The sequence below is a fragment of the Amycolatopsis sp. NPDC004169 genome (genome assembly GCF_040610315.1).
Taxonomy (GTDB): domain Bacteria; phylum Actinomycetota; class Actinomycetes; order Mycobacteriales; family Pseudonocardiaceae; genus Amycolatopsis.
Genome location: NZ_JBEXMD010000029.1, coordinates 1 through 20,648 on the forward strand (window position 1 = coordinate 1; position 20,648 = coordinate 20,648).

The 20,648-nt window shown below is 73.7% G+C and carries 24 protein-coding genes; 17 read left to right on the top strand and 7 right to left on the bottom strand.

Features of this window, described 5'->3' with window-relative positions:
* Positions 1–287 precede the first annotated feature (287 nt).
* On the bottom strand, positions 288–644 hold the full coding sequence (locus tag ABZX11_RS31820; RefSeq protein WP_354919881.1) for a darcynin family protein: 357 nt from the start codon (positions 642–644) through the stop codon (positions 288–290).
* Positions 634–1,545 carry an NAD(P)H-binding protein gene (locus tag ABZX11_RS31825; RefSeq protein ID WP_354919884.1) on the bottom strand — a complete coding sequence of 304 codons (912 nt, stop codon included), beginning with the start codon at positions 1,543–1,545 and terminating at the stop codon, positions 634–636. The genes ABZX11_RS31820 and ABZX11_RS31825 overlap by 11 nt, the downstream gene beginning before the upstream one ends.
* A 114-nt stretch (positions 1,546–1,659) precedes the next feature.
* Between ABZX11_RS31825 and ABZX11_RS31830 the strand changes: the two genes are divergently transcribed.
* The 7 genes from ABZX11_RS31830 (at position 1,660) to ABZX11_RS31860 (ending at position 6,656) form a co-directional block, all read left to right on the top strand.
* Positions 1,660–2,604, top strand: a complete 945-nt coding sequence (locus ABZX11_RS31830) for a LysR family transcriptional regulator (RefSeq protein ID WP_354919887.1) — start codon at positions 1,660–1,662, stop codon at positions 2,602–2,604.
* 40 nt (positions 2,605–2,644) lie between these two features.
* Positions 2,645–3,268 carry a TetR family transcriptional regulator gene (locus tag ABZX11_RS31835; RefSeq protein WP_176169668.1) on the top strand — a complete coding sequence of 208 codons (624 nt, stop codon included), beginning with the start codon at positions 2,645–2,647 and terminating at the stop codon, positions 3,266–3,268.
* 63 nt (positions 3,269–3,331) lie between these two features.
* Entirely contained in the window at positions 3,332–4,864 is a 1,533-nt protein-coding gene (locus ABZX11_RS31840; protein WP_354919891.1) for an FAD-dependent monooxygenase, read from the top strand.
* 26 nt (positions 4,865–4,890) lie between these two features.
* Positions 4,891–5,277, top strand: coding sequence for a VOC family protein (locus tag ABZX11_RS31845; protein WP_354919894.1), 387 nt, complete (start codon positions 4,891–4,893; stop codon positions 5,275–5,277).
* Positions 5,277–5,597, top strand: coding sequence for a metalloregulator ArsR/SmtB family transcription factor (locus ABZX11_RS31850; protein ID WP_176169665.1), 321 nt, complete (start codon positions 5,277–5,279; stop codon positions 5,595–5,597). The genes ABZX11_RS31845 and ABZX11_RS31850 overlap by 1 nt, the downstream gene beginning before the upstream one ends.
* Positions 5,594–6,067 carry an SRPBCC domain-containing protein gene (locus ABZX11_RS31855; protein WP_176169664.1) on the top strand — a complete coding sequence of 158 codons (474 nt, stop codon included), beginning with the start codon at positions 5,594–5,596 and terminating at the stop codon, positions 6,065–6,067. Before ABZX11_RS31850 ends, ABZX11_RS31855 begins: the two co-directional genes overlap by 4 nt.
* Entirely contained in the window at positions 6,051–6,656 is a 606-nt protein-coding gene (locus tag ABZX11_RS31860; protein WP_176169663.1) for a TetR/AcrR family transcriptional regulator, read from the top strand. The genes ABZX11_RS31855 and ABZX11_RS31860 overlap by 17 nt, the downstream gene beginning before the upstream one ends.
* Here ABZX11_RS31860 and ABZX11_RS31865 read toward each other — a convergent pair.
* Positions 6,636–7,412, bottom strand: a complete 777-nt coding sequence (locus ABZX11_RS31865) for an SGNH/GDSL hydrolase family protein (RefSeq protein WP_354919899.1) — start codon at positions 7,410–7,412, stop codon at positions 6,636–6,638. The genes ABZX11_RS31860 and ABZX11_RS31865 overlap by 21 nt on opposite strands.
* A gap of 118 nt (positions 7,413–7,530) precedes the next feature.
* Here ABZX11_RS31865 and ABZX11_RS31870 point away from each other — a divergent pair, with 118 nt between their 5' ends.
* Positions 7,531–8,238, top strand: a complete 708-nt coding sequence (locus ABZX11_RS31870) for a class I SAM-dependent methyltransferase (RefSeq protein ID WP_176169661.1) — start codon at positions 7,531–7,533, stop codon at positions 8,236–8,238.
* Entirely contained in the window at positions 8,213–10,186 is a 1,974-nt protein-coding gene (locus ABZX11_RS31875) for a DUF1707 domain-containing protein (RefSeq protein ID WP_354919902.1), read from the top strand. Before ABZX11_RS31870 ends, ABZX11_RS31875 begins: the two co-directional genes overlap by 26 nt.
* On the opposite strand, the gene ABZX11_RS31880 is transcribed toward ABZX11_RS31875, so the two are convergent.
* Entirely contained in the window at positions 10,183–10,692 is a 510-nt protein-coding gene (locus tag ABZX11_RS31880) for a CGNR zinc finger domain-containing protein (RefSeq protein ID WP_354919905.1), read from the bottom strand. The two genes, ABZX11_RS31875 and ABZX11_RS31880, sit on opposite strands and share 4 nt — an antisense overlap.
* Before the next feature lie 25 nt (positions 10,693–10,717).
* Here ABZX11_RS31880 and ABZX11_RS31885 point away from each other — a divergent pair, with 25 nt between their 5' ends.
* Positions 10,718–10,882, top strand: a complete 165-nt coding sequence (locus tag ABZX11_RS31885; protein ID WP_206794992.1) for a hypothetical protein — start codon at positions 10,718–10,720, stop codon at positions 10,880–10,882.
* Between the two features lie 33 nt (positions 10,883–10,915).
* On the opposite strand, the gene ABZX11_RS31890 is transcribed toward ABZX11_RS31885, so the two are convergent.
* Positions 10,916–11,950 (bottom strand): site-specific integrase, encoded by a 1,035-nt coding sequence (locus tag ABZX11_RS31890; protein WP_354919908.1) that lies wholly within the window; start codon positions 11,948–11,950, stop codon positions 10,916–10,918.
* 97 nt (positions 11,951–12,047) lie between these two features.
* On the opposite strand from ABZX11_RS31890, the gene ABZX11_RS31895 reads away from it, so the two are divergent.
* Both ABZX11_RS31895 and ABZX11_RS31900 read left to right on the top strand, forming a co-directional pair.
* Positions 12,048–12,392 (top strand): YciI family protein, encoded by a 345-nt coding sequence (locus ABZX11_RS31895; protein ID WP_354919911.1) that lies wholly within the window; start codon positions 12,048–12,050, stop codon positions 12,390–12,392.
* On the top strand, positions 12,389–13,615 hold the full coding sequence (locus ABZX11_RS31900) for an RNA polymerase sigma factor (RefSeq protein WP_354919914.1): 1,227 nt from the start codon (positions 12,389–12,391) through the stop codon (positions 13,613–13,615). Before ABZX11_RS31895 ends, ABZX11_RS31900 begins: the two co-directional genes overlap by 4 nt.
* Here the strand turns inward: ABZX11_RS31900 and ABZX11_RS31905 are convergent.
* Complete coding sequence (locus tag ABZX11_RS31905; RefSeq protein WP_354919917.1) at positions 13,588–16,296, bottom strand: P-loop NTPase fold protein; 2,709 nt, start codon at positions 16,294–16,296, stop codon at positions 13,588–13,590. The genes ABZX11_RS31900 and ABZX11_RS31905 overlap by 28 nt on opposite strands.
* Before the next feature lie 165 nt (positions 16,297–16,461).
* Between ABZX11_RS31905 and ABZX11_RS31910 the strand changes: the two genes are divergently transcribed.
* Genes ABZX11_RS31910 through ABZX11_RS31920 form a run of 3 tightly spaced genes read left to right on the top strand, consistent with a single transcriptional unit; the run spans position 16,462 to position 18,332 of the window.
* On the top strand, positions 16,462–17,544 hold the full coding sequence (locus ABZX11_RS31910; RefSeq protein WP_354919920.1) for a hypothetical protein: 1,083 nt from the start codon (positions 16,462–16,464) through the stop codon (positions 17,542–17,544).
* Between the two features lie 9 nt (positions 17,545–17,553).
* Positions 17,554–17,904, top strand: coding sequence for a metalloregulator ArsR/SmtB family transcription factor (locus tag ABZX11_RS31915; protein WP_254896624.1), 351 nt, complete (start codon positions 17,554–17,556; stop codon positions 17,902–17,904).
* Positions 17,901–18,332: an SRPBCC family protein gene (locus tag ABZX11_RS31920; RefSeq protein WP_176169653.1), complete on the top strand. Its 432-nt coding sequence runs from the start codon at positions 17,901–17,903 to the stop codon at positions 18,330–18,332. Before ABZX11_RS31915 ends, ABZX11_RS31920 begins: the two co-directional genes overlap by 4 nt.
* A 9-nt stretch (positions 18,333–18,341) precedes the next feature.
* Here the strand turns inward: ABZX11_RS31920 and ABZX11_RS31925 are convergent, their stop codons facing one another.
* Positions 18,342–19,274 (bottom strand): AraC family transcriptional regulator, encoded by a 933-nt coding sequence (locus ABZX11_RS31925; RefSeq protein WP_354919924.1) that lies wholly within the window; start codon positions 19,272–19,274, stop codon positions 18,342–18,344.
* A gap of 80 nt (positions 19,275–19,354) precedes the next feature.
* Here ABZX11_RS31925 and ABZX11_RS31930 point away from each other — a divergent pair, with 80 nt between their 5' ends.
* Positions 19,355–20,176, top strand: a complete 822-nt coding sequence (locus tag ABZX11_RS31930) for an NAD(P)H-binding protein (protein WP_354919927.1) — start codon at positions 19,355–19,357, stop codon at positions 20,174–20,176.
* Between the two features lie 5 nt (positions 20,177–20,181).
* Positions 20,182–20,634, top strand: a complete 453-nt coding sequence (locus ABZX11_RS31935; RefSeq protein ID WP_354919930.1) for an anthrone oxygenase family protein — start codon at positions 20,182–20,184, stop codon at positions 20,632–20,634.
* Positions 20,635–20,648 lie beyond the last annotated feature (14 nt).

Sequence of the window (20,648 nt, forward strand, 5' to 3'; positions counted from 1 at the left end):
ACGCGGGTAATAACCGGGGGGTTAACACCGGGGCGGGGGGGTTTTTTTACTGTATTATGCCTAACCACTCTTGGGGGGTCCCGCGGGCGCGGGCCAGCGCCGCCCGCCGGACCTGCACCCTGCTGTCCGCCGTCACCTGGTGAGTGACGCTGTTGTCGCCCAGAACCATCTCGCAACACCTCCGGTGACCGATGTCACACAACAGTGTGACGCTCGCGACCGGTTTCGGCGATCGATGACCGGTTTCTCGTCCGGTCGGTCACCGGCCACCGGAGGTGGTGCGGGGCTCAGGTGGCGATGGTGGCCGCCGTCTCCACGCCGTAGGTGCGTGCGTAGCCGTTCTCGACGCCCACGAGCAGGTCCACGACCTCGAACCAGCGGTCCCAGAACGGGGTTTCCCGCAGCGCGTCGACGAGCAGCCGGTAGGCGTCGTGGTCGTCGGCCTCCCAGACCCAGACGTCGGTGACCCGCGCCGAATAGAACTCCGTGTCGTAGAAGCGGGACCGGACACCCCGGGTGCGGGCTTCGACCACCGGGACGACCCGGGTTTCGAAGGCGTGGACCCGTTCGGCGACGGACAGCGCCAGCCACTCGGGCGTGGTCTTGACCAGCATGAACGCGGTGACGGCAGGCTCAGCGGGCATCGGCGGCCTCCGGCGCGGCGAGAACGGCGGGCTTGAGGGTCGTGGCGCACCACTGCGCGAAGCCGGTGCCCGTCGTCGCCGAGCGGGCGGCACCGGCGTCCAGGCCCTCGTCCTTGGCGCGCTTCATGGCGACCACGCCCTCGACGAACGCCGCGTCGAGGCCGTACCCGAGCAGTTCGGCGCGCAGGTCGTCGAGCGGCCGGCGGTGGTAGCGGACCGGGCGGCCCAGCTCCTCGGTCATGATGCGGGCCAGGTCGTCCGGCGACAGGTCCTGCGGACCGAGCACCGGAACGCTGCCGACGCCGGTCCAGGAGCGGTCCAGCAGCAGCCCGGCGGCCGCCGCGGCGATGTCGGCGACGGCCACCAGCGGCGCACGCCGGTCCGCGGCGACGGTGTCGGTGAAGACGCCGTGGTCCCGGATCGAGTCCGCTTCTTCGAGCAGGTTCTCGAAGAAGGACGGGCAGGCCAGCGCGCGGTAGGCGACCCCGGACCCGGCGATCAGGTCGTCGGCGGCCAGGGTGGCGGTCACCAGGCCGGCGTGGCCGGCCTGCGGGGTGCCGCGGCCGAGCGCCGAGACGCCGACGACGTGGCCGACACCGTGCTCGGCGAACGCCCGGGCGGCGGGGCGGGTGAAGCCGCGGTAGCCCTGTTCGGGTGGGACCGAGCCGTCCGGCGGGACCAGCCAGAACACGGCGTCGGCGTCGGCGAAGGCCCGCTCGGCGGTCGCGGCGTCACCGTGGGAGCCGGCGACCACCTCGACGCGGTCACGCACCGCCTCGGGAAGCCGGGCCGGGTCGCGGACCACGACCCGGAGCTCTTCGCCGCGGGCGGGCGCGGCTTCGAGCAGCAGGGACAGCAGGCGCCCGCCGATCTGGCCGGTGGGTGCGGTGATGACGATCATGGAACCTCGCGGTCTGCATCGAAGCGGATTGACCCCTCGATCGTGCTGGCGCCCGCCGCATTGCCACAATGGGAACGTCAGCAAGCAATCATTGCCGGAATCGGAAGAGTGCTGGTGAGCGACGCATTCCCGAACCTCGATGCCAACCTCGCAGTGGCGCTCGACGCCTTGCTGGCCGAGCAGAGCGTCACCCGGGCCGCCGAGCGGCTGCGCACGTCGCCCGCCGCGATGAGCCGCACCCTGGCCCGGCTGCGCCGGGTGCTCCAGGACGCGCTGCTGGTCCGGGCGGGGCAGGCGATGGTGCCCACGCCCCGAGCCGAGGCGTTGCGCGAAGAAGCCGCCGCGGTGGTGCGCGGGCTCGCGGCGCTGCTGACCCCGGGTGGCGGGGTCGACCCCGCCACCCTGCGGCGCACCTTCACCGTCCAGGCCGCCGACGTGGTCGGCGCCGCGGTGGCGCCGGGGCTGCTCGAGCTGGCCCGGCGCGAGGCGCCCGGCGTCTCGCTGCGGGTGCTGGCCGAGGAGTGGGAGGCCGGTCCCGCCCTGCGCGACGGCCGGATCGACCTGGAGCTCGGCGACATCGGCCACGCCGACCCGGAAACCCGGGTCGAAGACCTGGTCACGCTGCGCATGGCGGCCGGTGTCCGCGCCGGGCACCCGCTGACCGAAGGCGCCGTGACGCCGGCCGGGCTGGCCGCGGCGGACCACGTGGCGGTCAGCCGTCGCGGCCGCTTCGCCGGACCGCTCGACGCGGCCCTGGCCGAACACGGGCTCACCCGCCGGGTGAGCGCCGTCCTGCCCGGGCACCTGGCGGCGATGGCGCTGGCCGCCGCCGGGGACGTGGTCTGCCTGGTCCCGGTCGCGCTGCCGGGCCGGCCTCCGTCGCCCCTCACCGACGTCGCCCACGCACTGGGCCTGCGCCTGCTCGACATCCCGCTGCCGCTGCCACCCCTGAAGATCGGCATGGCCTGGCACCCCCGGCACGCCGCCGACGGCGGTCACCGGTGGCTGCGCGACGCCGTGCGCCGGGTGCTGCAGGCTTCGCAGAAACTTGCCGACTGAGCAACTTTGCAGAGTCGGCAAGTTCCGCTACGGTGGAGCCATGGACACCGACCGCGCCGGCCTTCGCGAGCGCAAGAAGCGGGAAACGCGCATCGCGCTGAGCTGGGCGGCGATCCGGCTGACGGTCGAACGCGGCTTCGACAACGTCCGGATCGAAGACATCGCCGCCGAAGCCGGGGTGTCCACCCGGACCTTCAGCAACTACTTCGGCAGCAAGGGCGAAGCCATCGTCGCCCGGCACCACGACCGGGCGCGGGCCATCGCCGCCGCGCTCCGGGAGCGGCCGGCCGGTGAACCGATCTGGGACGCCGTCACCCAGGCCACGCTCGAAGGGTTCGCACTCGGCGAACCGGTGCCCAGCGGGCAGTCCGCCGACCCCAGCTGGGTCGAAGGGCTGCGGCTGATGGTCGCCGAACCCGCTCTGCAGGGCGAGTTCCAGAAAGCCGGCGCGGCCGCCGAAGCCGAGTTCGCGCTCGCCGTCGCCGAACGCACCGGGACCGACGTCACCCGGGACGTCTACCCGCGGCTCGTCGCCGGCGTCGTCGGGGCCGCGCTCAACGTCGTCACCCAGCAGTGGCTCATCGCCGGGCCGTCGCAGTCACTGGAAGGCGTCCTGCGGGACGTCTTCGGCCGGCTCGCCGCCGGCCTGCCCGAACCCCGCTAGACCTCCGTCCGCGAAGCCGCCCGGCCCGCCGGGCTGCTTCGCCCTGCCCGAAATCAGGGAGTCATGGAAGACACGGAAGACATTGTCATCGCCGGGGCCGGCCCCAACGGCCTGATGCTCGCCTGCCAGCTCGCCCTCGCCGGTGTCCGCCCGCTGGTCCTGGAACGGCTGCCCGAACCCACCACCGAGAACCGCGCCAACGGCCTCGTCGGCCAGGTCGTCCGCGTGCTCGACCGCCGCGGCCTGCACGAGCGGCTCGCCGGCCCGATCGCCCCACCCGTTCCGGGTTTCGTCTTCGGGGCGATGCGCCTGGACCTCACCCTCGTCGAACGCAACTCGCTGAACGTCCTTGGCGTGCCGCAACGCCGCATCGAAGCCATGCTCGGCGAACGCGCGGCCGAACTCGGCGTCGAGGTCCGCCGCGGCCACGAACTCACCGGCCTCGCCCAGGACGCCGACGCGGTCACCCTCGACGTCACCGGCCCCGACGGCCCGTACCGGCTCGGCGCCCGGTACGTCGTCGGCGCGGACGGCGGCCGCAGCGTCACCCGCAAGCTCGCCGGCATCGGCTTCCCCGGCGTCACCGAGGACCGGGCGGTGTCCCACACCGCGAACGCCACCGTGCCCGCGGAGTTCACCGACCCGGGATCGGGCGGCCTGCGGGTGCCGGGCCGCGGCGTCATCCCCCCGTTCTTCCACTACCGCACCGAAACCGGGCTGTTCGCCTACGCGCCGTTCCCCACCGGCACCCTCGTCACCGCGATGGAGTGGACCGACGACGAAGAGCCCGCGGACGAACCGCCGGTGACCCTCGACGACGTGCGCGCGAGCATCCGGCGCGTCCTCGGCTTCGACCTGCCCCTCGGCGCGCCCGAGGGCGAGGGGCCGCACCTGCTGCGGCGGCTGCGCGGGCGCAACACCCGGCTGGCCGACAAGTTCCGCGACGGCCGCGTCCTGCTGGTCGGCGACGCCGCGCACGTCCACTCCGCCATCGGCGGTCCCGGGCTCAACCTCGGCCTGCAGGATGCGGTCAACCTCGGCTGGAAGCTGGCCGCCACCCTGGGCGGCCGGGCGCCGGCGGGCCTGCTCGACACCTACGAGAGCGAACGCCGTCCGGTCGCCCAGCGGGTCGTCATGCACACCCAGGCCCAGTCGGCGCTGATCAGCCCGGGCGGCGACGTCACCGCGCTGCGCGAGCTGTTCGGAGAGCTGCTGCGCCTGCCCGGCACCGTGCAGCACATCGCCGACCTGATGTCCGGGGCCGACGTCCGGTACGAGCCGGGCACCGACCACCCGCTGGACGGCCGCTGGGCCCCGGACCTCGTGCTCGACGGCGGCACCCGGCTCGCCGAGCTGACCGCGACGGCCCGGCCCCTGCTGCTGGACTTCACCGGCTCGCTCGGCGACGAGCTCCGCGGCTGGAGCGACCGGGTCGACCACGTCACCGGCCACGCGGACGCCGACGCGACCGCGCTGCTCGTCCGGCCGGACGGCTACGTCGCCTGGGCCACCAGCGCGGCCGAGCCGGACGACACGGACCGCAAGGCGCTGCGCGCGGCCCTCGAACGCTGGTTCGGCCACTCGCTTGACGCGTAGGAGATCTCCTACGTAATGTCGGCGGCATGACGATCACCCACGTGCAGTTCCTGACCCTGCCGGTCGCCGACCACGCCCGCGCGCGCGACTTCTACGTCGGCAAGCTCGGCTTCGAAGCCCTCGTCGACCACCGCACGCCGCAGGGCGGGCGGTTCGTGATGGTGGCGCCGAAGGGAGCGCAGACCGGCGTGGTGCTGACCGACCAGCAGGTCACCGGGGTCGAACCGGGTCCGCGGCACTTCCAGCTGCAGACCACCGACGTCGACGCCGAGGTCGCCGCGCTGCGGGCGACGGGGGTCACGGTCGGCGAGCCGCAGCCGCAGCCCTGGGGGCGGGCGACGTCGTTCCGGGACCCCGACGGGCACACGATCGGCCTGCTGGAGCCGTCGGACTTCGGCGCCGTGCCGCGCTGATGCCGGTCAACGACGACGTCTTCGCCGCACTCGCCAGCCCGGCGCGGCGCGAAGTGCTGAAACTGCTGCTCGACGGCCCGATGGCCGCCGGCGCGATCGCCGAACGGTTCGCCATGGCCCGGCCCAGCCTCTCGGAACACCTGCGGGTGCTGCGGGAGGCGGGCCTGGTCACCGAGCAGCGCCAGGGCCGCAACCGCGTCTACCGCCTCGACGCGGCCCCGCTCGAGGAAGTCGCGGACTGGCTCACCCCGTACGAGCGCTTCTGGCGCACCAAGCTCGCCAACCTGCGCGACCTGCTCGACGAAGAGGAAGACCTGTGACCGACGACGACCCGAGGGCGATCCACGTCGACCAGTTCCTCGCCCACCCGGCCGCCAAGGTGTGGCGGGCGCTGACCGAACCGGACCTGCTCGAACGCTGGCTCACCATGCCCAACGACATCCGGCCCGTGGTGGGCCACCGATTCGAGCTGCTGGCCGAGCCGGTGCCCGCCGCCGGGTTCGCCGGTGGGCCGGTGGCGTGCGAGGTCCTCGAGGTCGAGCCCGAGCGCAAGCTGAGCATCCGCTGGGGTCCGCAGTGGACGGTGACATGGCGGCTGGTGCCGGAGGGCACCGGCACCCGGCTGTTCCTCAGCCACGAAGGGTTCGACCCGGACGACGAGTTCCAGCGCGTGTCCCGCCGGATCATGGGCGGCGGCTGGCGGTCCCACGTGCCGCGCGCGCTCGCCCGGCTGCTGGACTCGCTCCCCGGACAGGCCCCGTTACGATCGGCTGGTGACCCCCGCCGCTGACACCGCCGAGCCGAAACCGCTGCGCGCCGACGCCCGGCGCAACCGGGCGCGCGTGCTGGAGGCGGCCGAGAGCGTGTTCGCGGCCAAGGGCACCGGGGCGCCCACCGAGGAGGTCGCCCGCGTCGCCGGCGTCGGCATCGGCACCGTGTTCCGGCACTTCCCGACGAAGGAGGCGCTGCTCGAGGCGGTGCTCCACGCCCGGCTGAGCCGGTTCGTGGAAGAAGCCGAGACGGCCGTGGCCGCGGACTCCGCGGACGCGGGCGGCGCGTTCTTCACGTTCCTCACCAGCTGGGTCGCGATGTCCAGCGCCAAGAACGCCTACTTCGAGGCGCTCACCGCGGCCGGGGTCACGGTGCCGGTGGCGAAGTCCGGCATCGGCGCGCGGCTGCTGTCGGCCCTCGGCGTGCTGCTTTCGCGGGCGCAGGCGGCGGGCGCGGTCCGGGCCGACGTCGTCGTCGGTGAGCTGATCCCGGTGATCATCGGGGTGGCGCGGGCCGCCGAATACGCCGGCCCGGACGCGACGTTGCGCGACCGGGCCGTGGCGATCCTGTTCGACGGGCTCCGCCCGTCAGCGGGGGAGCGGCGCTGAGTCCACCGGCGCCAGCGCCGGGCGTTTCGCGGCCACGGTGTCCCCAGACGATTCGCCCTTCACCCGCCGCCGCACCCAGGGCAGCGCGTGTTCCCGCGCCCACTGCAGGTTCTGGCTGCGGCGCGCGGCCGGGCTCAGCAGCTCGCGCGGCGCGAGTTCGGGGCTGCTCAGCGGATGCGCCACCCCGAGGACCCGCAGCACCTCGATGGCGACCTCGGTGTGCCCGAGCGCGTTGAGGTGCAGGCGGTCCGGCGCCCAGAACCGGCGGTCGCACAGCTGCCGCATCGACCACAGGTCCACCAGCAGCGCGTCGTGGCGGGCCGCGATGCCGCGCACGAGCTCGTTGTAGATGGCCACCCGGCCGCGGATGGTGCGGAACAGCGGGTCCTCGACCCCGTCGACCCCGGTGAACAGCACCAGGCGCGCACCGGTCGCCCGGATCCTCGCGACGGCGGCTTCGTAGCCGACCATGAGACCGTCGATGTCGACCTTGGGCCGCATCAGGTCGTTGCCGCCGCCGTAGAGGGTGACGAGGTCGGGCGCCATGGCCAGGGCCGGCTCGAGCTGCTCGCCGAGGATCTGCGGCAGCAGCTTGCCGCGGATGGCGAGGTTGGCGTACTGGAAGCCGGGTTCCTGCGCGGCGAGCTGCTCGGCGACGCGATCGGCCCAGCCACGGACACCGTTGGGGGCGGCGGGATCGTCGTCGCCGACGCCTTCGGTGAACGAGTCCCCCAGTGCCACTAAGCGCTTGCTCATGTGTCCAGTGTAGGCAGAGCCGGCCGAAGCCCTGCGCGCCACCTGGGCCGGATTCCGCGGTGGTCCGCCCGCCGCGGAATCCGTGGACCTGGCCGGGCCCGGCCGGTACCACGGGAGCGTGACCTCTTACGACGCGATCGCCGACTGGTACGAGACCACGCTCGTCCCCGGCTGGCGGGACGACCCGCTCGAGTTCGGGCCGGTGGTGCGCGACCTGCTGGGGCCGGGCACGGGCCCGTGCCTGGAGCTCGGCTGCGGCACCGGCGCCCACGCGGAGCGGATCCGGCAGCTCGGGCGCACCCCGCTCGGCGTCGATGTGTCCGCCGGGATGCTGCGCCACGCCGCCGGCCGGCTGCCGGTGGTGCGTGGCGACGCCACCGCGCTGCCGATCGCCACGGGGGCGCTGCCCGCGGTCGTCGCGATCATGGTGCACACCGACATGCCCGAGTACCCCGCGGTGCTGCGTGAAGCGGCCCGCGTCCTGGCGCCCGGCGGGGTGTTCGTCCACGTCGGCGTGCACCCGTGTTTCTGCGGCGGGTTCGCCGACCGCACCGACGGCCGGGCCGTCGTCATCCGGCCCGGCTACCGGGAGCCCGGCTGGACGATGGAGTCCTGGAGCGACCAGGGTCTGCGCGACAAGGTCGGCGCCACCCACCGGCCGCTGCCGGCGTTGCTGGGCGCGGTTCTCGAGGCGGGGCTGGTGTTCGAGCGGTTCGCCGAAGGCGGCGAGCCGACGCCGACCGTCTTCGCGTGGCGGGCGCGAAAGCCCTGGCCCGCTTCCGGGTCGCTATTCTCCCGCGATGACTGGGGAAGTCCGAATCGGTGACGAAGCCCGCGCGGCGGCCACCCGCACGCTCGACACCGCATTGCGCGAAGGCCGGCTCGACCTGGCCGAGTACGAACGGCGGCTGGTGGTCGTCCAGGCCGCCCGGGTGCGCAAGGACCTGGCCCCGGCGGTCGCCGATCTGCCCGGCGCCTCCGGCCGGACCGGCCCGGGACTGCGGATTTCCGCCGCCGACCGGGAACGGGCGCTGGTCCGGCTGGCCGGCGCCCTGACCGACGGCCGCCTCGACGCCCGCGCCTACGCCGACGCCGAGAACCTGCTGAACCGGGCCGTCACCTACGCCGATGTCGACGCCGTCGTCGGCAACCTGGACGCCAAGGCGAGTCACACCGAACGCGACCAGGCCGTCGCGCGGATCGAGGCCGCGGTCGCCGGCGGGCTGCTGGACCCGGCCGAGCAGCACGACCGCGTGGCCGCGGTCCGGCGGGCGGCCACCGACGCGCAGCTGGCCGCGCTGGTGGCCGACCTGCCCGCCGCGGCGGGGCCGTCCCGGTCGCCGCGGGCCTCCCACGCCGACCGGGAAGCCGCGGTGGCGCAACTGCACGAGGCCGTCGAGGCGGGCGTGCTCGACCTGCCGGAGTTCGACGAGCGGGTGCGGGCGGTGTACGCAGCCCGGCTGAGCGACGAACTGACGAGACTGGTGGCGGACCTGCCGCGGCCGGAACCCGCACCGCCGACCGGCACGCCGCCGGTGGACCTGCCCGTGCGGAAGCCGCCGTCCTTCGCGGCCGGGATGGCCGCCGCCGTGGGAGCGGCCATCGGCACGTTCGTGGTGATCGGCGTGGTGATCGTGCTGGGGAGCTCGGGACTGGCCGTCCCGGCCGTCGTGGTGGCGGCGGTGTGGGCGGTCGTGTTCGTCGCGCTCGTGGTGTGGGCCAAGCGCACCACGACCGCAGCCATCGCCGCGGAAGGCGCGGCCAACGCCGACATCCGGTTCCCGCCGTTCCCGGCCGAGCCGACGTGGGTCGACGTCGACCCGGCCGAGTGGCGGCCCGCGCAGCGGGTGCTGGGCAGGCACAAGGGCGACCTCCGGTCGATCGCGGCACTGGTGCTGCCCGGCGGCGCTCCGGTGGCGATCACCGGCGGCCGGGACAACACGGCCCGGGTGTGGGACCTGTCCGACGGCTCGTGGCGGCACACGCTCGACGGCCACACCCACGACGTGACCGGTGTCGCGGCCATGGTCCTGCCGGACGGCGTCCCGGTCGCGGTGACGGTCAGCCCGGACCGGACCGCCCGGGTGTGGGACCTGCGGGACGGATCTCCGCGCGGCACGCTGCCGGGACTGGCCGAGGACGCAGCGGCGGTGCGGTGCCTGTCGCTGGCCGACGGCTCGCCGATCGCGGTCGTCCACAACGGCTGCACCAGGATCCAGACGTGGGACCTGCGCAACCACGCGAAGCGCCACGACCTCCGCGAAATCGGCATGTTCGACGTGGCGGTCCCGGCGGTCCTCCCCGACGGCACGCCGGTCGCCGTGGTCGCCGACTGGGAAAACCACCACCTCCGGGTGGTGGACCTGGCGAACGGGAAACCGCGGTTCCGGCTCACCGGCCACACCCAGCCGGTCACCGCGCTCGACACGGCGGTCCTGGCCGACGGGACGCCGATCGTGGTGTCCGCGGGCCGGGACAAGACGGTCCGGATCTGGGACCTGCACCGCCGGACCCTGCGCCGCACCATCACCGGCTCGGTCGACCCGAAGGAAGCCCTGGTGTGCACGGCGCTGCCGGACGGCACCCCGGTCGCGGTGGCGTGCGACTGGGATCCGGAGAGCACCACGGTGTGGGAGCTGCGGGACGGCTCCGAGCTGCCGTTCCGGTCCGCCCTCTGGGGGAACGTCCTGGGCGCGGTCGCCCTCCCGGACCGGACACTGCTGCTCGGGCTGTCGGAAGACCCCCGCGCGGCCGCGGTCCAGGAGCTGTCCTAGACGCCGACCTGCCGGGCCCGGTGCTCGGCCACGTGCACCCGCGTCGCACACCGCGTCGAGCAGAACCGCCGGCGGCCGTTGCGCGAGGTGTCGACGTACGCCGTTTCGCAGCCTTCGCGGCTGCAGATGCCCAGGCGGTCCGGGGCCTCGCACACCAGGTGGGCCAGGCCGCCCGCGGTGTAGGCGCGGACCCGGCCGACCGGGCCCGCGTCCTCGGCCGAGTAGTGGAGGTGGGGCGGCTTGCCGTCGTGGGTGGTGATGTACGGGCGGCACGCCGCTTCGGACAGCAGGTCGTTGACCAGGTCCGGGCGGTCGGCGGCCGCAGCGGCGAACACCGGCCGCAGCCGGCCGGCCCACGCGCCGATCAACGCCGCCTCGCCGTCGGTGAGGGCCTCGATGGCCATGCCGTTGCGGACCATTCCCCCCAGGAGCTCGCTCGCGGACCCGGCGTTGACCAGGTCGGCGGCCACCAGCGCGGCCGGGCCGCCGTAAGGGTTGAAGTGCACAAAGCCATTACAGCACGATCGGGGCATGGACCGGAACCGTTGCCCCCGCTGCGGCTGGCCGCTCGCCGAACTCCCGGCGGCCGCGGCGCAGCCCGTCACCCACCGCCTCGACTACGTGCGCTGCGTCTGCGGCAGCTGGCTCGCCCGCTTGGACGGGGAAGTCGTCGGCGCCACCCGATCAGCGCCGTAACTGTGTCGTTCGGTGCCGATCCGGCCACGGTGATCAGAGGTCGAGCGCACCGGCCGCGTTGTCGTTCCACTGGTCGACGCGGCGGATGTACTCGTACAGCGCCCGGCTGCCGCGCACCCAGCGGCCCTGGTCGGCGATCGCGAGGTCGTCGGCCCCGGCCCGGCGGGCTTCGGTGGCGAAGCCGGATCGCAGCGAGTGCCCGGTCACCGGGTACGGCAGGCCCGCGCGGACCCCGGCCCGGGTGAGGATCTGGTTGACCCCGGTCGTGCTCAGCGCGGGCTCGCCGACGTTGCCGTGCCGGTCGACGCGGCGGAACGCCGGCCCCTCGGTGAGGCCCGCGCCCGACCGCCAGGCGTGCCAGGCCCGCACCGGGTCGGTGTCGGGGCTCTCGCGCCGCGGGACGACCATGTCGCCGGTGCTCTTGCCGTGCCGGACGGTCACCGCCAGTCCCCGGTCGTCGACCGGCTGCACGTCGGTGACCAGCAGGTTCGCCAGGTCGGAGCAGCGCGCGGCGATCGGGAAGCCGATCAGCAGCATCGCCCGGTCGCGAGCGCCGGCGAGGGTGTCCGGACAGGCCCGTGACATCGCCCGCAGATCGGCGAGGGTGACCATGGTGGCCTTGCCGCGGCCGCGCTGGACGCCCTCCCTGGCCAGCCGCTGCCGGTACCCCTTCAGCGCCCGCCACGCGGCGCGGCTGGCTTCGGGATCGACGAGCACCTTGTGGTGGCGCAGCCCGGCGAGCGCGCCGGTGAGCCGCCGCTCGATCGTCGACGGCGCCGCCGGGGCGGCCCGTTCGGGCACCTCCGGCACGGCCCGTTCGTCCGGTCGCAGCGTGCGGCCGCGTTCCAGCCAGACGACGAAGCCGGTCAGCGCGCCGATCGTCGCCGACAGCGGCGGGATGCCGGCCTCGGCGGTGTAGTCCTGCCAGACCTGCCAGTCCTGGGCGTAGGCCTTGAGCGTGTTGGGCGGCCGCTGTTGGTCGACGTGCCGGGCGGCGGCCTCGTCCAGCAGCGCCAGCCGTTCGCGGGCGCTCAGTGCGGCGTGGGTCACCGGTTCGAGGTCGGGCACGCGCCGAGGTTAGTGGATCTCGGTAGGTTTTCCGGTCGGACGTGTCGATCCACGCGGGTGCCGTTCGTATCAGCGGTGAGACACCGAGGAGGACGACGTGAAGCAGTACCTGCTCAGCATCTACCAGCCCGACGGCCCGACCCCGCCGCCGGAGGTCCTGGCGGGCATCACCCGCAAGCTCGACACGCTCAACGCCGACCTCCAGGAGGCCGGGGCGTGGGTGTTCGCCGGCGGGCTGCACCCGCCGTCGAGCGCGACCGTGCTGCGCGCCGCCGACGGGGACACCCTCGTCACCGACGGCCCCTACAGCGAAGGCAAGGAGCACCTCGGCGGGTTCACCATCATCACCGCGCCCGATCTCGATGCCGCGCTCACGTGGGGTGGCCGGCTCGCCGAGGCCGTCGCGCCGCTGCCGGTGGAGGTGCGGCCGTTTCGGGGATGAGCGTCGAGGAGGTCTTCGTCGCCGAGTACGGCCGGGCGGTGTCGGTGCTGGTGCGGGTCTTCGGGGACATCGACGTCGCCGAGGAGGCCGTGCAGGACGCCTTCGCCGAGGCCGTGCGGCGCTGGCCGCCCGCCGGGCTCCCGCCGAGCCCGGCGGGCTGGATCATCACCACCGCCCGCAACCGCGCCGTCGACCGGCTGCGCCGCGAGGCCGCGCGGGCGGACAAGCACGCCCAGGCGGCGTTGCTGCACGCCGCACTTCCGGATGTCACAGCCGAGCCCGTGGAGGAGGGCGCCGTGCCCGACGACCGGCTCCGGCTGATCTTCACCTGCTGCCACCCGGCGCTGGCCCGCCCGGCGCAGGTCGCGCTGACCCTGCGGCTGCTCGGCGGGCTGAGCACCGCCCAGATCGCGGCCGCGTTCCTGGTCCCCGAGCCCACCATGGCGCAGCGGATCGTCCGTGCGAAGAACAAGATCCGCGACGCGGGCATCCCGTACCGCGTCCCGCGCGACGCCGACCTGCCCGACCGGCTGGCCGCGGTGCTCGCCGTGCTGTACCTGGTCTTCAACGAGGGGTACGCGGCCAGCGCGGGGGAGGAGCTGATCCGCGCCGAGCTGTGCCGCGAGGCGATCCGGCTCACCCGCGTGCTGGCGGAGCTGATGCCGGACGAGCCGGAGGTGCAGGGTCTGCTCGCGCTGATGCTGCTGATCGACGCCCGCCGTGCGTCGCGCACGACCGCGGCGGGCGAGATCGTGCTGCTGGCCGACCAGGACCGGTCGCGCTGGGACGCGGACCTGATCGCCGAGGGGCAGGACATCGTCCGCGGCTGCCTGCGCCGCAACCAGCCGGGCCCGTACCAGATCCAGGCGGCGATCCAGGCCGTCCACAGCGCCGCGCCCACGGACTGGGCGCAGGTCAAGGCGTTGTACGACCAGCTGCTGGCGTGGACGCCGACGCCGGTGGTGGCGCTGAACCGGGCGGTGGCGGTCGCCGAGGTCGACGGGCCCGCCGTGGCGCTCGCGCTGGTCGAAGCCCTGGAGCTGCCGCGGTTCCCGCTGTTCCACGCGATCCGCGCGGATCTGCTGGCGCGGGTGGGCCGCCCGGAGGAGGCGGCCGAGGCCTACACGGTGGCCATCGAGCTCACCCGCAACACGGCGGAGCGGGCTCTGCTGGAGCGCAAGCGCGCGTCGTGCCGTCAGCGGGCGGCCGGTGAGAGGACGTAGGAGAAGCGGCGGACGCGCGGGGCCCAGGCCTGGAACACGCGCACGTCGGCCAGCGTGATCGACGGCGCGAGGTCGGACAGGCTGCGGTGCAAGTGTGCCCAGTGCGCGACCTCGCCGTCGGTGATCGCACCGATGACCTCGCTGCGCCACTGACCGCCGTTCTCCACCGGCTGCAGGTCGGTCACGAAATCCGCCCACGACGTCTGGGGCGCCTGGCGAAGCAACGCGTCGGTGAACCGGCCCAGCAGACGCCCGTGTGCGGTGCAGGTCCCGAGCAGCACAGCCACGGCTTCGAACTCACCGCCGAGGAAGGCGGAGGCATCCGAAAGGTCGCGGGTCGCTCGCAGCATCCGGTAGAGGTTGATGAGCCGTTTCGCGTCCCGGGGTGTGTCGACCAGCTGGTCCAGGCGCGCGAGCAGGGCGATTTCCGGTTCGGTCAGCGGACGCGGTGGCGCGGGCGGCCCGGCGGGGTCCAGCTGCGCGCCCACCTGCGAGCCGCGCTCCACCCACGGGCCGGTGACGGGGCTGTCCCACCGGGAGGGTGCCGGCGGTTCCGCCTCCGGCTCCGGCGCAGCCGACGGCACCGGTGCGGCGGCCTGCGGTGCGGCCATCCCGTCCAGCAGCCGCCGGAGGCTGCCGGCGGGCATCCGGGGCAGGACGAGCGGGATGTTGAGGATCTTCTCGAGGTAGTCCTCCGGGGTGACGTGCCAGCCGTCGGCCCGCGCGACGGGACCGGCTTCGATCAGCCGGTCGTAGTGCGCGCTCAGCGACCGCAGCAGCCAGCGCGGGTCCACGCCGACGACCACCACGAACAGGTCGAACGCCAGCAGCAGGTGCACCGCTTGGAGCACGTCGACGACCTGGCGCGGGCTGCAGCGGTCGAGGTCGTCGATGTAGAGCACGATGCGGTCCACCGGGCCGGCTTCGTCTCCGTCGCGGGGCTCGGTCATCAGCGCGACGAGCTTCTCGAAGTCCTTCCGGATCGTGGAGATGAGGCCCAGGTTGCCGTGGTAGTCGTCGGCGCGGGACCGCTCGGCCAGGAAGGTGTAGAGCCGTCGTCCCGGCGTCAGCTCGGTGAGCTGCCTGCCCAGTTCCCCGATCCGGTCGACGACTTCGGCCAGCTGCCGTTCGGCGATCTGCTGCTCGGCGTCCGCCTTGCGCAGGGCGGCGATTTCAGAGTGCGCGTCGTCGTTCAGGCCGGTCCGCAGCTCTTCGGCGAGGACGCGCAGTTTTCGCAGGCCGCCGCGGGCCGCCGTGACCATCGTGAGCCCGCCGGCCAGGAGGGCGGCGAAGGCGGCACCGATGCCGATCAGCCAGTTCCGGATGTCGGGCGCGAACGCCGCGAGGACGGCCACGCCCGACAGCGCGACGGCCGCGGTGATCAGCGCGGTCCGGCCGTGGCGGTAGCGCGAGAGCCGCACCAGCACTTCCGTTTCCGAGTGTGCTCCGCGGAGCTGGTCGGCCAGCAGCAGGCCTTGCTCGGCCGCGTCGCCGACACCGAGTTTCCGCCACACCCCGGCGTACTCCGCCCGGACGACCGGCGACTTCGCCAGCGCGCGGACCAAGTCGCGGGCGCGGATCCGGCGGCTGCCCCGTGCTTCGCTGATCTTGCGCTCCAGCGCCGCGGCTTCCGCCTGGGCGCGCTCGGTCACCGCGGTCAGCTGCTTGCGCTGTTCGAGTTCACCGGCGAGGCGCTCGCGCAGCCGCGCGCCTTCGCGAAGGCGCGCGGCGTGCTCGGCGTCCGGCTCGCCCGGTTGCCGGAGCGGTTCGGCGAGCTGGCGGAAGATCTCGTCGCCGAGGCTGGCCCAGAGGTTCGCGTCCGCGTAGTGCCAGGCGTTGAACCCGACCTGCGCGATCTTCCGGCACTGGCCGGGCGTGCCTTCCAGCTCTTTGACCTGGCCGCGGAGCATGCCCATGAAGAAGCTCTTCCCGGCGCCCCACTCGCCGAACACCCCGACCGACAGCGGCAGCGGCGTGTCCTTCGCGGCGATCACCGTGGCCAGCATGGAAACGTACGGCTTGACGTCGAGGTGGTCCCGGCTCAGCGGGATGCATTCGTTGGGGTCGACCAGGTCCTTGGCCAGCCCGCCCGCGAGTTCGTCGGCCGAGAACCCGTGCCCCGGGAGGCGGGCCGCCTTCCAACGCTCGGCGATGATGTCCACCTGATCCTGGCGGTGGGAAAAGAAGAACACCTTGTCCACCGCGGCCCGGGCGGAGATTGCCCCCTCGATCAGGGCGTCGGCCGCGACCTGTGGATCCATGCCCAGTTGCCCGGTGGCGAACAGGGGCAGGGCAACGGATGCCGCCCCGGCACCGCCGGCGGCGAGGATCGCGGCCTTGGCGGCCGTGAGAATCGCCGAGGCGGTCGCCGAATTGCCCTCGTCCGGAGCGTGGGGCGTGGCCAGAACGACCATGTTCGGCTGCGGGTGGGAGCTGTGGTCACCCAGGTGGAGCACGGCCGGCGAGCCGGGTTTGACCTGGTCAAGGACGATCGAATCCCAGTCCGCGTCGGGGAACTCCTGCTGCACGGCGTCGGCGACCTGCCCGAACCCGCCGCCGACGGAGACCGCCACCGCATCCACCGGGAGTTCCCAGGGGCGATGGGTCAGCGCAACGCTGTAGCTGGTGCCTTCGAGAGTCCGCAGCTGGGTGATCACCTGGGCGCGCGGGGCATCGTTCACGGTCCCAGACTCGCCCATCCGGTCTCCGCTGTTACCCCGGGGGCTCCTTGGTGGTTCTGAGTTGGGATATGTGACCTTATCCCAACTCAGACCAGTCGGAGTGTCTGTTCTGATTTTGAACAGCTACTTCTGATTCTGATTAGAAGCTTTGATAGGGTCCTGATCATGACGGAAGATGCTGGTCAGGTGCGGGTGTGCGAGTACCGGAGGTGTGGCGCGCCGCTGCCGCCGGCGGTGGGGCGTGGGAGCCGGGCGCGGTTCTGCCAGGACGGGAAGACCTGGGGGCGCCGCAACCTCAGCTGCCGTGACGCCGAGGCCGTGCTCTCGGACGCCGAGTCGCTGCGGGAGAGCGACACCGAACTGGACGACACCGCCGTCACCGCGCTCGCCGGCCAGGTCGACCGGGTGCTCGAGCCGGCCCGCGGGCTGGTGGAGACGCTCACGACGCTGCGCCACCAGCTCGAGGCCACCACCGCCACCGCCCTCGCCGAGCGGGACGCGGCCCTGGCCGAGGCGGACGAGCACCGGCTGCAGCGTGGCCGCGCGGACGCCGAAGCGGCGCAAGCCCGCGAGATGGCCGAGGCCGCGGTGGCCGCCGCCGCGTCGGCGGAACGACAGCAGGCCGAAGCGCTCCGGGAACGGGACGAGGAACGGGCGGCCCGGCGCGCCGCGGTGCAGGAGCAGCAGCGGGCCGAAGGGCAGCTGGCCGCCGTCCGCGACGAGCTCGCCCGCGTCGCCGACCGGGCCGACGCCTCCGCGGCGCTCGCCGGTGAGCGCGCCGCGACGATCGCCACCCTGACCGCCGAGCTGACGGCCGCCCGGACCGCGTCCGAGGAGGAACGCAGCCGCGGCCAGGCTGCCGTCGCCCGGGCGGAGGCGGCCGAAACCCGAGCAGAGGCCGTCCAGCAGCGCCTCGACGCAGCCCGCGAAGAGCACGAAGCCGCGCTCAGGGCAGCGCGCGACGAGAACGTGAAGGCGGCCGCGGCGCACGAAGCGGTCCTGGAGCGTGCTCGCGACGACGCTGAGCGCCTGCGCGCCGGCTTCGACCAGCGTCTCGCGGAACTGCAGGCGGCGCACGAGCAGACCGTCCGGTCGATGCACGAAACCACGACGAACCTCGGAGCCGAACTGCGTTCCGCGGCCGGCCGGGCCGACGCGGCCGAGCACGTGCTCGCCACGCTGCGGGAGGTACCCGAGCTGCCGGAAAAACTTAAGCAGCTACTTGACCGTTCTGGCCTGCCGCGTTAACTTAAGTAGGTGCTTAACCATGAGGAGTCGCTGGACCTGGTGTTCCGCGCGTTGGGTGACCGGACCCGGCGGGCGCTGGTGGCGCGGCTCGTGCGCGGGCCGGCGTCGGTCAGTGAGCTGGCCGAACCGCTGACCATGTCGCTGGCCGCCGTCGTGCAGCACCTGCAGGTGCTGGAGGCCGCCGGGATCGTGCGGTCGGAGAAGGCCGGCCGCGTGCGCACCTGCCGGATCGAGCCGGAGGCGCTGCGCGCGGGTGAACAGTGGCTGGGCCGGCAGCGCACCACGTGGGAGAGCAGGCTCGACCGGCTCGGCGACTTCCTCGCCGAGCCGCCCGGAACGCCGGAAGGGAGCACGTCATGACCGTCTTGCACAGCACGTTCACCCTGGAGCGCACCTACCCCGTGCCGCCGGAGCGGGTGTTCGCCGCCTGGTCGGACCCGGAGGCGAAGAAGCGCTGGTTCGTCTCCGCGGGTGAGCACGAACTGGACTTCCGCGCCGGGGGCCGCGAAGCTGTCGAAGGCCGCACCCCGAGCGGCGGGGTGCTGAGTTTTGTCGCGACCTACCACGACATCGTGCCCGAGGAGCGGATCGTCTTCTCCGGCACGCTCACCGGCGACGGCGCGCTCGCGACCGTCTCGACCACGACGGTGGAGCTGTTCGCCGAAGGCGGCGGCACGCGGCTGGTGCTGACCGAGCAGGACACCTTCCTCGACGGTGCCGAGAAGCCGGAGTGGCGCGAGCAGGGCACCGGCGAGTGGCTCGACCGGCTCGGCGACGAGCTGAAGTGACGGCCGGGGCTACCGGCCCCGGTAGTCCCGGGGGCTGACGCCGAACTCGCGTTTGAACGCCGCGCTGAGCGCGAACGCGCTGCCGTAGCCGACCTGGCGGGCGATCGAGGCGATCGTCGTCTCCGGGTGCTGGCGCAGCAGGTCCGCGGCCAGCGCGAGCCGCCACCCCGCCAGGTACGCCATCGGGGTCTCGCCCACCGCGGCCGTGAACCGGCGGGCCAGGGCGGCCCGGGACACGCCGACGTCGGCGGCGAGCTTGGCGACCGTCCACGGTTCGGCCGGCTGGTGTTGCAGCAGCCGCAGCGCCTGGCCGGCCACCGGGTCTTCGTGTGCGCGGTACCACGCGGGGGCGCGGGTGTCGGGCCGGTCGAACCAGGCGCGCAACGCGGCGATCAGCAGCAGGTCCAGCAGCCGGTCGAGGACGGCTTCCTGGCCGGGGACGTCCCGGCCGATCTCGGCGGCGAGCAGCCCGACGAGCGGGGTGGGCCAGTCGCCGGCGCGCAGGACGATCAGCGCGGGCAGCGCGGCGAGCAGTTTCCGGCTGATCTCCCCTTCCATGCCGTAGGTGCCGGTGAGCAGCACGACCGGGCCGTCGCTGCCGTGGCCCCAGGTGCGGACCCCGACGTCGGCGAGGTCGGTCAGGTGCCCGCCGTCGGGGGTGCGGCACTCCTGGCCGGGCAGGATGAGCGCCTGCGGCGGGGTCGCCGGGTGGTCGGCGACCAGGTACGGGTCGGGGCCGCGGGTGATCGCGACGTCGCCTTCGCCGAGCAGGACGCCTTCGCCGCCGTCGGGCACGATCCACGCTTCGCCGCGGACCACGGCCACCACCGTCAGCGGTGCGCGGTCCTCGATCCGCAGCGACCACGGCGGGGTCAGCACCGAGCGCAGCAGGAACGCGCCGTGGGCGCGGGGGCCGTCGAGGAGCGCAGCGAGCGGGTCCATGTCCCCAATGTAGACGCTGAAGCATGTTATCGAGCCTGTGAACTATGGAGAGTCTCACCGGCGGCGGCTTGACTGGGGGCATGACAACGAACTTCCTGGTGGTGGGCGGCACCGGCAAGACCGGGCGCCGGGTGGCGGACCGGCTGCGCGAGCGCGGCCTGCCGACGCGGATCACGTCGCGGCACGGGGTGCCGCCGTTCGACTGGAGCAAGCGGGAGACCTGGGCTGCGGTGCTCGACGGCGTCGACGCGGTCTACCTGACCTACTACCCCGATCTGGTGGCGCCGGAGGCCGCCGGCGACATCCGGGCGTTCACCGAGCTCGCGGTGGCGTCCGGGGTGCGGCACCTGGTGCTGCTGTCGGGCCGCGGCGAAGAGGAAGCCGAGGCGTGCGAACGGATCGTCCGGGAGTCCGGGACCGGCTGGACGATCCTGTGCTGCAGCTGGTTCGCGCAGAACTTCAGCGAGCACTTCCTGCTCGACGCCGTCCGGGCCGGGGAGATCGTGCTGCCGGCGGGGACGGTGACCGAGCCGTTCGTCGACGTCCGCGACCTCGCCGACGTGGCGGTGCGGGTGCTGACCGAGCCCGGCCACACCGGTGTGCGGTACGAGCTGACCGGGCCGCGGTTGCTGAGCTTCGCCGGCGCGGCCGCGGAAATCGCCGCCGCGTCGGGCCGGGATGTCCGCTACGTGCCGGTTTCACCGGGGGAATTCGCTGCCGCGGCGGCGGGCCAGGGGGTGCCGGAGGCGGAGATCGGCGCACTGACCGAGTTGTTCGCGCGGGTGCTGGACGGGCGCAACGCGTCGGTGACGCCGGACGTGGAACGGGTGCTGGGCCGTCCGGCGACGGATTTCGCCGCGTTCGCGCGTGACGCGGCGGCGACCGGGGTCTGGGCGCGGTGAAACCGATGTCGACGGTGGTGCTGGTGGCCGCGCTGGTCGCGGCGGGGCTGGTCGCGGGGCTGTTCTACGCCTACGCCTGTTCGGTCATGCCGGGCTTGGGGCGCGGGGACGACCGGACGTTCGTGGAGGGCATGCGCGGGATCAACATCGCGATCGTGAACCCGGTGTTCCTGCTGACGTTCCTGGGCGCGCCGCTGCTGGCCGGGGTGGCGGTGTTCCTGAACCCGGGACCGCGCCCGTGGGTGATCGCGGGGTTCGTGCTGCTGGCGGCGATGGTGGTGATCACCGCGGCGGTCAACATCCCGCTGAACAACGCCTTGGAGTCCGGCGGTGACGACTATGCGGCGGTGCGGGCGGCGTTCGAGACGGTGTGGGTGCGCTGGAACGCGGTGCGCGCGGTGGTGAGCACGGCCGGGTTCGGCTGTCTGGTCGCGGCCGTGCTCACCAGCCGGGGGTAGCCGCGCGAGGCGGT

Coding starts and splice junctions, on each gene's coding strand:
- ABZX11_RS31820 (WP_354919881.1), bottom strand. CDS start 644: ATGCCCGCTGAGCCTGCCGTCACCGCGTTCATGCTGGTCAAGACCACG.
- ABZX11_RS31825 (WP_354919884.1), bottom strand. CDS start 1,545: ATGATCGTCATCACCGCACCCACCGGCCAGATCGGCGGGCGCCTGCTG.
- ABZX11_RS31835 (WP_176169668.1), top strand. CDS start 2,645: ATGGACACCGACCGCGCCGGCCTTCGCGAGCGCAAGAAGCGGGAAACG.
- ABZX11_RS31840 (WP_354919891.1), top strand. CDS start 3,332: ATGGAAGACACGGAAGACATTGTCATCGCCGGGGCCGGCCCCAACGGC.
- ABZX11_RS31845 (WP_354919894.1), top strand. CDS start 4,891: ATGACGATCACCCACGTGCAGTTCCTGACCCTGCCGGTCGCCGACCAC.
- ABZX11_RS31850 (WP_176169665.1), top strand. CDS start 5,277: ATGCCGGTCAACGACGACGTCTTCGCCGCACTCGCCAGCCCGGCGCGG.
- ABZX11_RS31865 (WP_354919899.1), bottom strand. CDS start 7,412: ATGAGCAAGCGCTTAGTGGCACTGGGGGACTCGTTCACCGAAGGCGTC.
- ABZX11_RS31875 (WP_354919902.1), top strand. CDS start 8,213: ATGACTGGGGAAGTCCGAATCGGTGACGAAGCCCGCGCGGCGGCCACC.
- ABZX11_RS31885 (WP_206794992.1), top strand. CDS start 10,718: ATGGACCGGAACCGTTGCCCCCGCTGCGGCTGGCCGCTCGCCGAACTC.
- ABZX11_RS31900 (WP_354919914.1), top strand. CDS start 12,389: ATGAGCGTCGAGGAGGTCTTCGTCGCCGAGTACGGCCGGGCGGTGTCG.
- ABZX11_RS31910 (WP_354919920.1), top strand. CDS start 16,462: ATGACGGAAGATGCTGGTCAGGTGCGGGTGTGCGAGTACCGGAGGTGT.
- ABZX11_RS31920 (WP_176169653.1), top strand. CDS start 17,901: ATGACCGTCTTGCACAGCACGTTCACCCTGGAGCGCACCTACCCCGTG.
- ABZX11_RS31925 (WP_354919924.1), bottom strand. CDS start 19,274: ATGGACCCGCTCGCTGCGCTCCTCGACGGCCCCCGCGCCCACGGCGCG.
- ABZX11_RS31930 (WP_354919927.1), top strand. CDS start 19,355: ATGACAACGAACTTCCTGGTGGTGGGCGGCACCGGCAAGACCGGGCGC.
- ABZX11_RS31935 (WP_354919930.1), top strand. CDS start 20,182: ATGTCGACGGTGGTGCTGGTGGCCGCGCTGGTCGCGGCGGGGCTGGTC.